Source organism: Microbispora cellulosiformans, assembly GCF_008728085.1.
GTDB classification, from domain to species: domain Bacteria; phylum Actinomycetota; class Actinomycetes; order Streptosporangiales; family Streptosporangiaceae; genus Microbispora; species Microbispora amethystogenes.
On the sequence record NZ_VYTZ01000002.1, the window covers coordinates 134,375 to 148,385 of the forward strand.

The following is a 14,011-nucleotide window of genomic DNA, read 5'->3' on the forward strand; positions in this document are numbered from 1 at the left end:
TCGCCCGCCTTCCCCAGTCGGACCCCTCTCTGGGGAAGGCGGGCATCCACCTTTTTCCTGAGATGTTTCCAGGCAAGCCGGCACCACCCATACGGACATGACCGAGGGAAGGAAGGCTCGATGTTCAGGAGGACAATCGCCGCGGCGGCGCTGGCCCTGGCGTCCGCGGTAGTCACGGCGGCCACGGCCGCTCCCGCCTCCGCCGACTCGATCGGCTGCACGGCGAGCTATGTGATCAGCAGCGTGTGGGGTGGTTCGCAGAGCCACGGCGCGCTCGTGCAGGTGACCGTGCGCAACAGCGGGTCGTCGGCCATCAAGGGCTGGCGCGTGTCGTGGCGCTACACCGACGGCACGGTCGTCAACCAGGTCGGCGGAGCCGTGTCACTTCCGGTGATCGGCCTGCCGGGCATGTACGCGTTCGGCAACGAGAGCTACAACGGCGCCCTCCCGGTGGGCGGCTCGGCCGTCTTCAGCCTGCTGACCAGCGGGGGCGGCAGCGCCGCTCCGGCCGTCACCTGCACGCCCTCATGACCGGCGCCTGAAGGCGGCGGTCACACGACGATCCCCCCGGGAGGCCTCCTCCCTGGGGGATCGTCGTCATGCGCTCTGTCGGGCCACAGGTCAGGCGCGGGCCTCGTTCACCAGGCCTCCGGCGGCAGGTTCACGTCGCCGACCCGGTCGTAGATGACAGTCTCGTCCGCAAGCCTGACAACCACCACACGGCGGGCCAGCCCCGCTCTCTCCAGCGCCTTCGCGGACTCCACCGCGTTCTTCGCGTAGTGGTAACGGTCACGGCTACCGGTGTACGGGCTCTCCCTGTCACACCTGACCTCGTAGCGGTCGTCAGGCCACGGATGGGCGAGCCCGTCCAGGGTGCGGCGCTCGATAGCGGTCGCGGTCATTGCACACCTCTCTTATCGCGGGGACCCCCGCTCAGAAAGACCCCCCTGCCCCCCATTCGTCCAAGTATTCCTCATATGCAACATATGTTTCAGGCGACCCCCTCGAATGGGGGTTCGGGTCAGCAGGGTGTCACGCGGAGGGCAGGCTCACCCGGAAGACGGTGCGGCCGGGGCGGCTCTCGACGTCGACCGTTCCTCCGTGGGCGGCCACGACCGCCCGGACGATCGCGAGCCCGAGGCCGCTGCCGCCGGAGGCGCGCGAGCGCGCCTTGTCGGCGCGGACGAAGCGCTCGAAGACCTCGCCCTGGAGGTCCGCGGGGATGCCCGGGCCGTCGTCGGCCACGGTCAGCTCGGCCCGTCCGGAACCGGAGCCGGACGGCGCCCCTTCGCGTACGGCACGCTCCCGCAGCGCCACGGTGACGGTCGTGCCGGGCGGGGTGTGCGCGCGGGCGTTGCCCAGAAGGTTGACGACCACCTGGTGCAGCCGGTCGGGGTCGCCGGGGACCATGACGGGCTCCTCGGGCAGGTCCAGCCGCCAGTGGTGGCCGGGAGCGTAGACGCGGGCGTCGCCGGTGGCGTCGATCGCCATCCGGGTCAGGTCCACCTCCTCGCGGGCGAGCGGCCGGCCCGCGTCGAGCCGGGTCAGCAACAGCAGGTCGTCGACCAGCTTGCCCATGCGGGACGACTCCGCGTCGGCGCGCTCCAGGGCGTGCCGCACGTTCGGAGGCACCTCCGCGGGGTCGCGCCGGGCGAGCTGGACGTGGGCGCGGACGGTCGCGAGCGGGGTGCGCAGTTCGTGGCTGGCGTCGGCGGCGAAGGTGCGCATGCGTTCCTCGCTGGCGTGACGGTGGGCCAGCGCCTGCCCGACGTGGCCGAGCATGCGGTTGAAGGCCTGCCCCACCTGCCCGATCTCCGTACGGGGGTCCTCGTCGGGCACCCGGTCGGGCAGCGCCACCTCGCCGTCCGACAGCGGCAGGCGGGCGACGCGCCGGGCGGTGGCCGCGACCCGGTCCAGCGGGCGCAGCGAGAGCCGCACCCACACGGCCCCGGCGACGCCGGTCACGAGCACGACGACGGCGAACACCGCGATCTCCGCCAGTTGCAGACGACGGACCGTGGCGTGCACGTCCGCCAGCGGCAGGCCCGTGAGGAGGACGGCCCCGCCGGAGCTCCGCACGGCCATCAGGCGGTACCGCCCGAGCCGCGACAGGGCCAGGGTGTGCCCCAGGCCGTCGGGCGGCACGGAGGCCAGCGCCCTCTCGTCGGCCGCCGGCAGGGACGGGTCGGCCTGGCCCACCACGGCGGGCGTGCCCACCCGGCCGTCCACCACCCGGACACCGAGGGTGCCGGGCGCCTGACCGCGGGTGTCCCCGCGCTCGTCGTCGAACGGGCTCCGCCCGTCGTACCCGCGGGGGTGTTCCTCCCGCTCCTCGTGCTCCAGGCTGGCCGCGTACCGGCCGGCCTGCATGGCGAGCTGCTGGTCCACCCGGTCCACCATGAAGCGTTCGAGCAGCAGGGAGGACGCGGCGCCCGCCGCCGCGCAGGCCAGCACGAGCAGCACGAGCGTCCCGGCGACCAGCCGGGCCCGCAGCGTGCGCGGCGGCCCCACCCGCACCCTCACGGCTTGAGGACGTATCCGACGCCCCGCACGGTGTGGATCAGCGCGGGCCGGCCCGCGTCGATCTTCTTGCGCAGATAGCTGATGTACAGCTCGACCACGTGGGCCTGCCCGCCGAAGTCGTACGACCAGACCCGGTCGAGGATCTGCGCCTTGCTGAGCACCCGCCGGGGGTTGCGCATGAGGAAGCGCAGCAGCTCGAACTCGGTCGGGGTGAGCTCGACGAGCTCCCCGCCCCGGGTCACCTCGCGGGCGTCCTCGTCCATCACGAGGTCGCCGACCGTCAGCCGGTCGCCCTCGGCCGTACGCGCCATCCCCGCGCGGCGCAGCAGCCCGCGCAGCCGGGCGAGCACCTCCTCCAGGCTGAACGGCTTGGTCACGTAGTCGTCCCCGCCGGCGGTGATGCCCGCGATGCGGTCCTCGACGGAGTCGCGGGCGGTGAGGAACAGCACGCAGACGTCCGGGGTCTCCGTGCGGAGGCGGCGCAGCACCTCCAGCCCGTCGAAGTCGGGCAGCATCACGTCCAGCAGCACCGCGTCGGGCAGGAACTCGCGGGCGGTGCGCACCGCCGACGCGCCGTCGCCGGCGGTGCGCACGTCCCACCCCTCGTATTTCAGGACAGCGCCCAGGACCTCGACGAGGTCGGGCTCGTCGTCGACCACGAGGACGCGCACGGGCGTCCCGTCGGGGCGGACCAGATCAGGCAGGCTGTTCGAAGTCGTACGCATGATGATGCCAGGGTCCCCCCCGCCGCTCCGGCGCTTCCTCTGAGAACGCTCTGGAAATCCTATGAGGGGTGTCGGTATGCCCCCGTTCATAGGAAAACGAGAGGTTCGGTTGGCAGCGTGAGTCGCGTACGAGGAAAGGGAGGCACCTTTGACCACGACCTTCGCCGGCCGGGCGGCGGCCACCGGGCACGCGCAGCCCCCGCCCCGGGGGGTGCGCGCCCGCCCGGAGGCGGTCCTGGCGGTCATCGCCGCGGGGGCGACCGCCGTCATCGGCCTGTGGTGGGCGCACACGCCCGCGGTCGCCGGCCTCGACGGCTGGCTGACCAACGCGGGCCGGGTCACCGGGCTGCTCGCCGGCTACGCGATCGCCGTCCTGCTGGCGCTGATGGCCCGCGTCCCGGCGCTGGAGCGCGGGGTCGGCGCGGACAGGCTCGCCCGCTGGCACTCGATGGGCGGCCGCTACGTGGTCGGCCTGGCGGTCGCCCACGTGCTGCTGATCACCTGGGGCTACGCCGTGACCGAGCACACCGACGTGGTGAGCGAGACGGTCACGCTCAACCTGACCTATCCGGACGTGCTCAAGGCCACGGCGGCGCTGCTGCTCCTGGTGGGCGTCGGCGTCGTCTCCGCCCGCAGGATCCGCCCGAGGATGCGGTACGAGACGTGGTTCCACCTGCACTTCTACACCTATCTGGCCACCTGGCTGGCCTTCGGTCACCAGCTGGCCACCGGCGAGGAGTTCATCGGCGATCGGCCCGCCCAGGTCGCGTGGTACGCCCTCTATCTGGGCGTCGCCGCGCTGCTGGTCTGGTACCGCTTCCTCACGCCCGTACGGCTGGCGCTGCGCCACCGGCTCCGGGTGGCGCGGGTGGTGCGGGAGGCGCCCGGCGTCGTCAGCGTCCACGTCACGGGCCGGCGGCTCGACCGGCTGGGGGCCGAGCCGGGCCAGTTCTTCCGCTGGCGGTTCCTCACCAGGGACCTGTGGTGGTCCCCCAACCCCTACTCACTGTCGGCCGCGCCGCGGAACGGCGAACTGCGGATCACCGTGAAGGACCTGGGCGACCAGAGCCGCTCACTCGCCGGCCTGCGGCCGGGCACCCGCGTGCTCGCCGAGGGCCCGTACGGCGCCCTGACCGGGCGGGCGCGGCGCGCGCGCAAGGTCCTGCTCGTCGCGGGCGGCATCGGCATCACCCCGATGCGCGCGCTGTTCGAGGCGCTGCCCGCCGCCCCCGGCGACCTGACCCTCCTCTACCGTGCCCGTGACGCGGGAGACATGGTCTTCCGGGCCGAACTGGAGGAGATCGCGACGGCGCGGGGCGCGACCCTGCACTACTGCGTCGGCCCGCGCGCCCTCGTCGGCGACCCCTTCAAGCCCGAGACGCTGGCCGCGCTCGTGCCCGGCCTGCGCGACCACGAGGTGTACGTCTGCGGGCCCGACGGGATGACCGCCGCCGTCATCGCCGCGCTGCGCGCCGCCGGGGTGCCCCGCCGCCGCGTCCACCACGAGTCGTTCGAGTTCTGACCAGCCCGGATTGGAAGTTCCATGCGCAGAGCCATTCTGGCCGTGCTCGCGACCGCCGTCGGCCTCGTGCTGCTGCTGTCGTTCAAGCCCCACGAGGTGACCTCGCCCGCCGCGCGCCCCGCCGCCGTGACCGAGGGGACCGACTCCGGCCCCGGCGACCCGCACCCCAGGACCGACGATGACGATGACGGCGGAGAGGGGAACGGAGACGACGACGGGGACGAGGACGGGGACCGGTTCGGCCGGGGATTCCCGGCCCCTCCCGGGTCCCGGGGAACGCAGCCGCAGGGAACGCAGTCGCAGGAGACACGATCCCAGGGAACACGGGGAAGCTGGACCGGGGCGGGCGCCACCGCCGGCGCCACCAGCGGGGAGAAGACCGTCACCGGTGACTCCGCCGACACCCGGTGGGGGCCGGTGCAGGTGGAGATCGTGATCTCGGGCGGGAAGATGGCCGGGATCAGGGTGCTGGTCGCTCCGCAGAACAACCACCGGGACATCGCGATCAACAACGAGGCGCTGCCGATCCTCGACGAGGAGGCGCTGTCGGCCGGGTCGGCCCAGATCGACGTGGTCTCCGGCGCCACCTACACGAGTGACGGCTACATCCGCTCGCTGCAGAGCGCCCTCGACAAGGCCGGTCTCTGATGCGCCACACCGAGCACGTCATGGGCACCGTCTTCTCCTTCGACGTACGCGCCTCCGACCCCGGGCCGTGTGTCGCGGAGGCGGTGGCCTGGCTGCACCACGTGGACGAGGTGTTCTCGACGTACCGGCCGGACAGCGCGGTGAGCCGCCTGGCCCGGGGTGAGATCACCCTGGCAGGCTGCCCCGAGGAGGTGGCGGACGTCCTGCGCCTCTGCGAGTCGGTGGCGCTGGTGTCCCACGGCTACTTCACCCTTCATCCCGGGGGCCGCCTCGATCCCTCCGCCCTCGTCAAGGGCTGGGCGGTCGAGCGCGCCTCGGCCATCCTGCGCGAGGCGGGCGCCTCCGACCACTGCGTGAACGGCGGCGGGGACATCCGGCTGTCCGGCTCGCCCGCTCCGGGCCGGTCCTGGCGGGTCGGCGTCGCCCACCCGCTCCGGCCGGGCGAACTCGCCGCCGTGGTGTCGGCGACCGACCTCGCCGTGGCGACCTCGGGCACTGCCGAACGCGGCACGCACGTCGTCGACCCGCACACCGGCCGCCCGGCGACCGGGCTGGCCTCGGTGACGGTGGTCGGGCCCGATCTCACCCTTGCCGACGCGTACGCCACGAGCGCCTTCGCCATGGGGTCCGCCGCCAGAGACTGGGTGGAGGGGCTGCACGGCTACGAGGCCTTCGCCGTCACCCCCTCCGGCGCCACCTGGCACACCTCCGGCTTCCACCCCCGGGTCACGGCCTGACCTTGCCGGCACCTTCGCCGTACGCCCACCGTCGTCGACGGCGAGGCCGGCACCGAGGCGATGACTGAATCAGCAGGCGGCGGTCAGCGGCCCGATCTTGTGTCACCGTTCGCAGTGGACTTCCTCGCGCGCCCGCTCAGATCGGTCAACGGCGCACCCGATAGCGCAGATGAAGCACCCGGTCGCCCTGTATCACCACGTCAGGATCCTCCAACAGGTTCTGCGCGTGGACCGACCCGAAGTAGCGCTTGCCGGACCCGAACACGACGGGTACGACGTCCATGCGCACCTCGTCGACCAGGCCCGCGGCAAGCACCTGTCCACCGACGTCGCCCGCGGCGACCTCGATTATGCGGTCACCCGCAAGCTCCTGCGCCTTGGCCACGGCTGCCTCGACGCCATCGACGAAATGAAACGGCGCCCCGGGGTCCCAGCCCTCGGGCATCGGCCGGTGCGACACGACGACCACGTGGTCGATGCCGCCCGGAGGCTTGCCGTCCCAGCCGTCCGTCATGTCGAAGACGTGACGGCCGACGATCGTGACTCCGATCTGGTCCCAGTACGGCCGGGTGTAGTCGTAGGACGTCTGCGACACCTTCAGCTCGCCACTCTCGTCCAACGGGACGTCACCGCTGGACAACCAGTCGAACAGCGGTCCGGGCTGGTCATTCTCGTCCGCGACAAAGCCGTCCACCGACACCGAGCTGTACATGACCACCCTGCCCATGGGGCTCTCCTCTGCTTTGGGGTGCCCCAAAATTAACGTGTCGTGAGCTGTCGCTCTTGTACGAAATCAATCGGCCGGCAGCGGCCAGCCGTCCAGCACGTGGCCGGGATGTTCACGCAGGAACCGCCGCCGGACTTCGACGTACCGGGTCGGCGTGAGCCCGGTGAACGCCCGGAACTCGTGGCCGAAGTGGGCCTGGTCGAAGTAGCCGGCGCCACCGGCGAGTTCGCCCCAGTCGACCGGTCCGGCGGGGTCGATCGCGAACACGGTGGCGGCGAAGCGGTAGGTGCGGGCCAGCCGCTTCGGCGTAACGCCGATCAGCTCCTTGAACCGCTGCGCCAGATGAGTGCTGCTGACACCGGCTGCCACGCTCAGGCCGCCGATCGCCACCGCCCCGCTGGTCGCCGCGATGACGCTGCTCGTATGGCGGACCAGCCCCAGACCGGCGCTCTCGCACAGCCGTCGCGTCAGCTCCTCCTCGAGCAGCGTCAGCATCTCGTACGGCCCGGCCGCCGTGGCCAGCCGGTCCCGCAGCTCGGCGATGGCGGGCCGGCCCCAAACCTGCTCCACTGTCACCGGCCGGTCACACAGCTCGGCCGCGGGCATCGGCAGGAACGGCGCCAGCCCCCACGGTTTGAAGTGCACACCGACTGACCGGGTCCCCGGCGGATAGCCGAACTCGAAGGCACGGGTGGGCGTGGTGACCACGCAGCCGTCGGCGTACTCAGCCGTCTCGATGTCGGTGCCGGCGCGGATGCGGAACGGCGCCCCGAGGTTGACGATGAGCAACGCCGCCGGCATCGGCGGCAGCGTCAGCCGGGCGTACGGCGGCGCACCCTCCAGGTAGTAAAGGTCGTCGATCAGCCCGTCCAGCGGCGGTCGCGGCACTCTGGACACGTACTCCACGCCCACAGTCTCGCCGACGCCCGCCGGCATCGAGCGCCGGAATGGTCCAGCCGCGCCGCCGGCGGACGGCGAGACCGGCGCCGAGGCGCTCGCTCGGCAGGCGGAAGCGAACAGCGTCAACGCGCGAGGGCCTGCCTGAGGCGGGTGGTGGCGGTCACGGCGGGCCACATGCGGGTGGCCAGGTTGCGGGCGAGGATGCCGCCGCGCGTCGCGGGGACCAGGAGTGCCGACGCCTGCCCGACGGCGCGCTGCTTGGGCTCGACCAGGCGCCGGTGGACGGTCTCGTACCGGCGGAAGGCCGCGCCGGGGTCGCCGGGATGGGCGGCCAGGGCCTCGGCGAGGGTGAACGCCCCCGTCATCGCCAGCGTGGAGCCGTCCCCGAACAGTGAGACGCAGGAGGCGGCGTCGCCGAGGAGCGCGACCCTGCCCTTCCACCACTGGGGCAGGCGCACCTGGCTGACGGAGTCGAAGTAGAGGTCGTCGGCCGTACGCACCCGTTCGAGCAGTTCCGGCGCCCGCCAGGACACGTCCGCGAAGGCGGCGGTCAGCATCCGCTTGTGCTGCCCGGTGTCGCGGTGGTCGAATCCGGGCTCCGCCGGGCTCCGGTAGAGGAAGAACGCACCCGCCGACATGGGGCTGACGGCGACCGCCTTGCCGGGAGCGTTGTGCATGAGGATGTCCCGGCCCTCGCCGGCCACCTCCTCGCCGCCGAGCGGTGTCGTCGCGACGTAGAGGCCCATGTGGCGTACGAGGCCGCTCTCCTGGCCGAACGTCAGGCGCCGGGTCACCGAGTGCAGGCCGTCGGCTCCGATCACCAGGTCGAAGCGGCGGGGGCCGGCGCGCTCGAAGGTGACGTCCACCCCGTGCTCGTCCTGGGCGAGCGTCGCGATGGAGTCGCCGAAGAGGAACTCGGCGTGGGCGCGGCTCGCCTCGTACAGGATCGACGCGAGGTCGCCGCGCGGCACCTCGACCTCGCCCGGCCGCTGTACGGCGCGCATGTCCATCCGGGCGATCCGCCTGCCCGCCGCGTCGACGAAGCTGAGCCCGGTCGTCCCCGTGGCGGCCTGGTGCAGCCGGGCCAGGACACCCATCCGTTCGGCGACCTCGACGGCCGGCCCCCTGACGTCCACCGGGTTTCCGCTGGACCGCACCTCGTCCGCGCGTTCCACGACCGTGACCCGGAACCCGTGCCTGGCCAGCCAGTAGGCCAGCGTCGGTCCCCCGACCCCGGCCCCCGAGATCAGCACCGTGCTCATGACACACCCCTAACCGGAGGAATTTCCTCCGCATTCAGACGGTATCCTAACCGGAGGAAAATCGTCCAGATCCCTGTGAGGTGGCCGTGGAGAAGGGGCTGCGCGCCGACGCGCGCCGCAACCGGGATCTGATCGTCACCGCGGCCCGTGAGCTGTTCCTGGAGCAGAACGTCGACGTGCCGCTGGAGGAGGTCGCCCGCCGGGCGGGTGTGGGCGTCGGCACGCTCTACCGCCGCTTTCCCGACCGGGACGCGCTGCTGCGCGCCGTCGGCGAGGAGAGCCTGCGCCGCCTGGCGGACCTGGTGGAGACCGCCGGGCGGGAGGAGCCGGACGCGTGGCACGCGCTGTGCCGCTTCCTGCGCGGTGCGGTCGCCCTGCGGCTGGGCGTCCTCGCCGCGAAGCTCGATCCCCTCCTGCACCAGCGGTTGCGCGTCGGCGCCGACCTGCGGGAGATCCGGCAGGGGGTGGTCGCCGCCGTCCTGCGGCTCACCGAACGGGCGCAGGCCGACGGCGCGCTGCGCCCCGACATCGGCCCCGGCGACATCGCGCTGCTGATGACCCTGCACGTCTACACGCCACCGGCCGTGCCCGGTGAGGAGGCCCTGGCGCGGATGGTGGAGATCATGCTGGACGGCCTGCGCGCCGACCGGGGGTCACCTCTTCCCGGGGCCGCGCTCGACGCCGACGCCCTGCGCCGCTACACCACGGCCGACGCCCCTCCGCCCACCTGACCGCCGGCCTCGGCCGCGCGACGACCGTGACCGGAGTGCTGTGCGTCGCCACCGGCGGACCCGAGGACGAGGATCCCGCGAAACGGGCCGGGGAGCGGCCTTCCGGGTGGCCGGTGTCATGCGGTCTGAGGGCTCCGGGACCGCTGCTAGCGTTCCGGGGTGGCGGGAGGAGACGGCGTGCTCGTGCTACACGCGGCCTGGGACGGCGGGCGGCTCGTGCTCTGGGCGGAGGAGGCGGCCGGCGCGGAGCCGGTGACCTCCCGGGCCAAAGTTCGGCCCCATCCCTTCGCCGCCCCGGCGAGCGCTCTCATCGCCGCGCTGCCGGGCTGGGGCGACGCGGCCGCCGAGGCGGCCGGAAAGGCCGTGCCGGGTGAGGTGGTGCTGCTCCTGCCCGGTTCGGCGTCCGGTCCCCTGCCCTCACCGGAGACCGGGCTGCGGGTCGTCGCGCGCCGGCCCGGGATCAGGCCGTGGCGGGTGCCCGCGCTGCTGGTCGGCGCCGGCGCGGCGATGCGCCTGCTGACCGCCTTCGGCGAGGCGGACCACCCGACGGCGGAGTCGCCGGAACCGGATGACCGCCCCGCCGACCTGCTGCCCGGGTCGTCCCTGCGCTATCTCGCGGTCGTCGCGGCCCACGCGCGGGAGCTGGTGCGGCGGGGCAGGGTGCTGCCCCAGCTCGTCACCGAGGACGGCGGCTACGCGGCGCGCTGGCGGCCGGTGCTGACCGGGCCGTACGCCGACCGCTTCCGGGAGCTCGCCGCCGCGATGCCGCCGGTCTGCCGGGCCGTGGAGGAGGAGCGTCCGTCCGCACGCGTGCTGATCGACGCGCTGGCGGGCCTGGCCGACGCCGCCGTACGGCAGGCACTGCCGGAGCGCCTGCTGGGCGGGCACCGTCCGGGGCGGCGCTCTCCGCTGGCCGACCGGTGGACGGTGGCGCTCACCGGCGACGCGGCGGACCTCCCGGGGGCCAGGCAGGAGGAGGTGGAGGCGCTGGCCCGGCCGCTGCAGGACTGGTTCCGCGCGGCCTGCCGGCTCGACGGCCCGGTCAGGGTGTGCTTCCGCCTCGTCGAGCCCGAGCCCGAGCCCGAGCCCGAGCCCGAGTCCGAGTCCGAGTCCGAGTCCGAGTACGAGCCCGGCGGCGGAACGGGCGCGGGCCCGGACATCGCCGCCGAGTACGCCGCCGTCCAGGCGGACGCCGCCGGAGCAGTGGCCGGTGCGGACGCCGCGGCCCAGGCCGGCGGCGGCAGGTGGCGGGTGGAGTTCGCCCTCCAGTCGGCCGAGGATCCGAGCCTCTATCTGCCCGCCTCCCTCGTCTGGGCGGGCGAGACCGTGCCCGGTCTGCCCGGGCGGCCGGACGAGACGCTGCTCGCCGGCTTGGGCCGGGCGGCCCGCCTCTATCCGAGGATCGACGACGCGCTCCGGGAGGCCCGGCCGGCGCACGTCGACCTCGACGTGGAGGGCGCCTTCCACTTCCTGCGCCACGCCGCGCCGCTCCTCCAGTCGGCCGGGTTCGGCGTGCAGCTGCCCGCGTGGGCGGGCCGCGCCCGGCTGGGCCTGAAGCTCACCGCGCGGTCGCGCTCCGGGCCGGGCGCCGTCGCCGGTCAGGGGTTCGGGCTGGAGCAACTCGTGGACTTCCGGGCCGAGCTGGCCGTCGGCGACGAGACGATCAGCGAGGCGGAGCTGGCCGAGCTGGCCCGGCTCAAGGTGCCGCTGGTCCGGCTGCGGGGGCAGTGGGTCGAGCTGGACGCCCGGCAGATCGGGGCCGCGCTGAAGGCGGTGGAGCGCCACGGGTCGGGTCAGATGACGGTCGGCGAGGTCGTCCGCGAGGTGGTGCACGGCGGGGACGACGATCTGCCGCTCGTCGGCGTGGACGCCGACGGCCTGCTCGGCGACCTGCTGTCGGGCGAGGCCGACCGCCGTCTCGAACCCGTGGCTACCCCGGCCGCCTTCCACGGGACGCTCCGGCCGTATCAGGAGCGCGGCCTGGCCTGGCTCACCTTCATGTCCCAAATCGGACTCGGCGGCATCCTCGCGGACGACATGGGATTAGGTAAGACGCTTCAGACATTGTCTCTTCTTCTGCGCGAACGCGAGCAGGAAGGACGGGTGGGGGCGACGCTGCTGGTGTGCCCGATGTCGCTGCTCAGCAACTGGCAGAAGGAGGCCGCCCGGTTCGCGCCGTCGCTGGAGGTCTACCTCCACCACGGCCCGGGCCGCCTGCGCGGCGAGGAACTGGCCGAGCGGGTCGCCGGAGCCGACATCGTCCTCACCACGTACGGCACGGCGTTGCGCGACCGCGACGTCCTCGCCGGGTTCTCCTGGGCCCGGGTCGTCTGCGACGAGGCGCAGGCCGTCAAGAACTCGGCCGCGCGGCAGGCGCAGGCCGTGCGCTCGCTCCCGGCGCGCACGAGGCTGGCGCTGACCGGCACGCCGGTCGAGAACCATCTGGCCGAGCTGTGGTCGATCATGGAGTTCTGCAATCCCGGTCTGCTCGGACCGGCGCGGGCCTTCCGCGACCGCTACCAGGAGCCGATCGAACGGCACGGCGACGAGGCGGCGACCGCCGCGCTCAAGCGGGCCACGGGCCCGTTCGTGCTCCGGCGCCTCAAGACCGACAAGACGATCATCTCCGACCTGCCGGACAAGATGGAGATGAAGGTCTGGTGCACGCTCACCCCGGAGCAGGCGAGCCTCTACCAGGCGGTGGTCGAGGACATGATGGGCCGGATCGCCGGCAGCGAGGGCATCGAGCGGCGCGGGAACGTCCTGGCCGCGATGACCCGGCTCAAGCAGGTCTGCAACCACCCCGCCCACCTGCTCAAGGACGGCTCGCGGCTGGCCGGGCGGTCGGGGAAGCTCGCCCGGCTGGAGGAACTGGCCGAGGAGATCGTCAGCGAGGGCGACAAGGCGCTGGTCTTCACGCAGTACGCCGAGTTCGGCTCGATGCTGCAGCCCTACCTGGCGGCGCGTCTCGACCGCCCGGTGCTCTGGCTGCACGGCGGGCTGCCGAAGAAGACGCGCGACGCGCTGGTGGAGCGGTTCCAGACCGGCGACGAGCCGATGATCTTCCTGCTGTCGCTGAAGGCGGCGGGCACCGGGCTCAACCTCACCGCCGCCAGCCACGTCGTCCACGTGGACCGGTGGTGGAACCCGGCCGTGGAGAACCAGGCGACCGACCGGGCGTTCCGCATCGGGCAGACCCGGAACGTGCAGGTCAGGAAGTTCATCTGCACGGGCACCCTGGAGGAGCGGATCGACGAGATGATCGAGCGCAAGCAGACCCTGGCCGAGAGCGTCGTCGGGACGGGTGAGGACTGGATCGCCGGGCTGTCCACGGCGGAACTGCGCGAGCTGTTCCGCCTGTCCCCCGAGGCGGTGAGCTGAGTGCCCGCCGGACGGGACGGCTGGTTCGAGGCCGCGCGGCCCATCAGGGTCGACGGCGGCATCCGGGCGCGCTCGAAGCGGGGGTCCATCGGCGAGCAGTGGTGGTCGCGGCGGTTCGTGGACCTCCTCGAACTCGTCTGCGACGCGGGCCGGCTGCAGCGGGGGCGCGCGTACGCGCGGCGGGGCCAGGTGCTCGGCCTCGACCTCGGTCCCGGCCTGGTGAAGGCCAGGGTGCAGGGCTCGCGCCCCGAGCCGTACGACGTGAGCGTGCGGATCACGGCGTACGGCGCGGACGAGTGGGCGGAGCTGACCGGGGCGCTGGGTGCGCGGGCCGTGCACCGCGCCAAGCTGCTCGCCGGGGAGATGCCGCCGGAGATCGAGGACGTCTTCGAACAGTGCGGGCTGCCGCTCTTCCCGGGCGAGCGCGGGCTCGACATGGAGTGCTCCTGCCCCGACTGGGGGTTCCCCTGCAAGCACCTGTCGGCGGTGCTCTACCTGCTGGCCGAGGCGTTCGACGAGGATCCGTTCCTGGTGCTGGCCTGGCGCGGCATGGCCAGGGACGCGCTGCTCGACGCCCTTCGCCACACCGGAGGGCGGGCCGATGGGAAGGGCGGCGGGAGGCCGGCCCTGCTCGACGTGGCCGACGTCCCGTTCGCGGAGCGCGTCGGCGACTTCTACGAGACAGGCGCCTCACCGGCCCGCCTCGGCCCGCCGGCCGATCCCGGCTCGCCCTCCGACCTGCTGCTGCGCGCGCTCGACCCGCCACCGGTCAAGGCCAGGCACATCCCGCTCCTCGACCTGCTGCGGCCCGCGTACCGCGCCTTCGCCGCCGAGGACGACGCGTAGGGACGCGCC

Annotated in this window: 13 protein-coding genes; 7 read left to right on the top strand and 6 right to left on the bottom strand. The window is 73.3% G+C overall.

Translation table 11 applies throughout. From position 1 onward, the window contains the following. Window positions 1–120 precede the first annotated feature (120 nt). Window positions 121–531 carry a cellulose binding domain-containing protein gene (locus F5972_RS04790; RefSeq protein WP_150931509.1) on the top strand — a complete coding sequence of 137 codons (411 nt, stop codon included), beginning with the start codon at window positions 121–123 and terminating at the stop codon, window positions 529–531. A gap of 107 nt (window positions 532–638) precedes the next feature. On the opposite strand, the gene F5972_RS04795 is transcribed toward F5972_RS04790, so the two are convergent. From F5972_RS04795 to F5972_RS04805, 3 genes are all read right to left on the bottom strand, one after another. Continuing rightward, window positions 639–902: a hypothetical protein gene (locus tag F5972_RS04795; protein WP_150931511.1), complete on the bottom strand. Its 264-nt coding sequence runs from the start codon at window positions 900–902 to the stop codon at window positions 639–641. 130 nt (window positions 903–1,032) lie between these two features. Then, entirely contained in the window at window positions 1,033–2,523 is a 1,491-nt protein-coding gene (locus tag F5972_RS04800; RefSeq protein ID WP_225311172.1) for a sensor histidine kinase, read from the bottom strand. Then, entirely contained in the window at window positions 2,520–3,248 is a 729-nt protein-coding gene (locus F5972_RS04805) for a response regulator transcription factor (RefSeq protein WP_150931513.1), read from the bottom strand. The genes F5972_RS04800 and F5972_RS04805 overlap by 4 nt, the downstream gene beginning before the upstream one ends. Window positions 3,249–3,396: 148 nt before the next feature. On the opposite strand from F5972_RS04805, the gene F5972_RS04810 reads away from it, so the two are divergent. The 3 genes from F5972_RS04810 to F5972_RS04820 are packed head-to-tail and all read left to right on the top strand — an operon-like array spanning window position 3,397 to window position 6,155. Beyond that, window positions 3,397–4,770, top strand: a complete 1,374-nt coding sequence (locus tag F5972_RS04810; RefSeq protein ID WP_191909948.1) for a ferredoxin reductase family protein — start codon at window positions 3,397–3,399, stop codon at window positions 4,768–4,770. A 21-nt stretch (window positions 4,771–4,791) separates the two neighbouring features. Continuing rightward, window positions 4,792–5,418: an FMN-binding protein gene (locus F5972_RS04815; RefSeq protein WP_150931514.1), complete on the top strand. Its 627-nt coding sequence runs from the start codon at window positions 4,792–4,794 to the stop codon at window positions 5,416–5,418. Further along, a complete protein-coding gene (locus F5972_RS04820) occupies window positions 5,418–6,155 on the top strand; it encodes an FAD:protein FMN transferase (protein ID WP_225311173.1) in 738 nt (245 codons plus the stop codon). Before F5972_RS04815 ends, F5972_RS04820 begins: the two co-directional genes overlap by 1 nt. Window positions 6,156–6,300: 145 nt before the next feature. On the opposite strand, the gene F5972_RS04825 is transcribed toward F5972_RS04820, so the two are convergent. The 3 genes from F5972_RS04825 to F5972_RS04835 all read right to left on the bottom strand — a co-directional run bounded on the left by F5972_RS04825 (window position 6,301) and on the right by F5972_RS04835 (window position 9,044). Continuing rightward, complete coding sequence (locus F5972_RS04825) at window positions 6,301–6,882, bottom strand: dihydrofolate reductase family protein (RefSeq protein WP_150931516.1); 582 nt, start codon at window positions 6,880–6,882, stop codon at window positions 6,301–6,303. A gap of 66 nt (window positions 6,883–6,948) precedes the next feature. Next, window positions 6,949–7,788: a helix-turn-helix domain-containing protein gene (locus tag F5972_RS04830; protein WP_225311174.1), complete on the bottom strand. Its 840-nt coding sequence runs from the start codon at window positions 7,786–7,788 to the stop codon at window positions 6,949–6,951. Window positions 7,789–7,904: 116 nt separating this feature from the next. Further along, window positions 7,905–9,044: an FAD-dependent monooxygenase gene (locus F5972_RS04835; protein ID WP_150931518.1), complete on the bottom strand. Its 1,140-nt coding sequence runs from the start codon at window positions 9,042–9,044 to the stop codon at window positions 7,905–7,907. Window positions 9,045–9,124: 80 nt separating this feature from the next. Here F5972_RS04835 and F5972_RS04840 point away from each other — a divergent pair, with 80 nt between their 5' ends. The 3 genes from F5972_RS04840 (at window position 9,125) to F5972_RS04850 (ending at window position 14,002) form a co-directional block, all read left to right on the top strand. Continuing rightward, on the top strand, window positions 9,125–9,775 hold the full coding sequence (locus F5972_RS04840; protein ID WP_150931520.1) for a TetR/AcrR family transcriptional regulator: 651 nt from the start codon (window positions 9,125–9,127) through the stop codon (window positions 9,773–9,775). Between the two features lie 177 nt (window positions 9,776–9,952). Continuing rightward, a complete protein-coding gene (locus tag F5972_RS04845; protein WP_225311175.1) occupies window positions 9,953–13,156 on the top strand; it encodes a DEAD/DEAH box helicase in 3,204 nt (1,067 codons plus the stop codon). Continuing rightward, complete coding sequence (locus tag F5972_RS04850) at window positions 13,157–14,002, top strand: SWIM zinc finger family protein (protein WP_150931522.1); 846 nt, start codon at window positions 13,157–13,159, stop codon at window positions 14,000–14,002. Window positions 14,003–14,011 lie beyond the last annotated feature (9 nt).

Coding starts and splice junctions, on each gene's coding strand:
- F5972_RS04795 (WP_150931511.1), bottom strand. CDS start 902: ATGACCGCGACCGCTATCGAGCGCCGCACCCTGGACGGGCTCGCCCAT.
- F5972_RS04805 (WP_150931513.1), bottom strand. CDS start 3,248: ATGCGTACGACTTCGAACAGCCTGCCTGATCTGGTCCGCCCCGACGGG.
- F5972_RS04815 (WP_150931514.1), top strand. CDS start 4,792: ATGCGCAGAGCCATTCTGGCCGTGCTCGCGACCGCCGTCGGCCTCGTG.
- F5972_RS04825 (WP_150931516.1), bottom strand. CDS start 6,882: ATGGGCAGGGTGGTCATGTACAGCTCGGTGTCGGTGGACGGCTTTGTC.
- F5972_RS04835 (WP_150931518.1), bottom strand. CDS start 9,044: ATGAGCACGGTGCTGATCTCGGGGGCCGGGGTCGGGGGACCGACGCTG.
- F5972_RS04820 (WP_225311173.1), top strand. CDS start 5,418: ATGCGCCACACCGAGCACGTCATGGGCACCGTCTTCTCCTTCGACGTA.
- F5972_RS04790 (WP_150931509.1), top strand. CDS start 121: ATGTTCAGGAGGACAATCGCCGCGGCGGCGCTGGCCCTGGCGTCCGCG.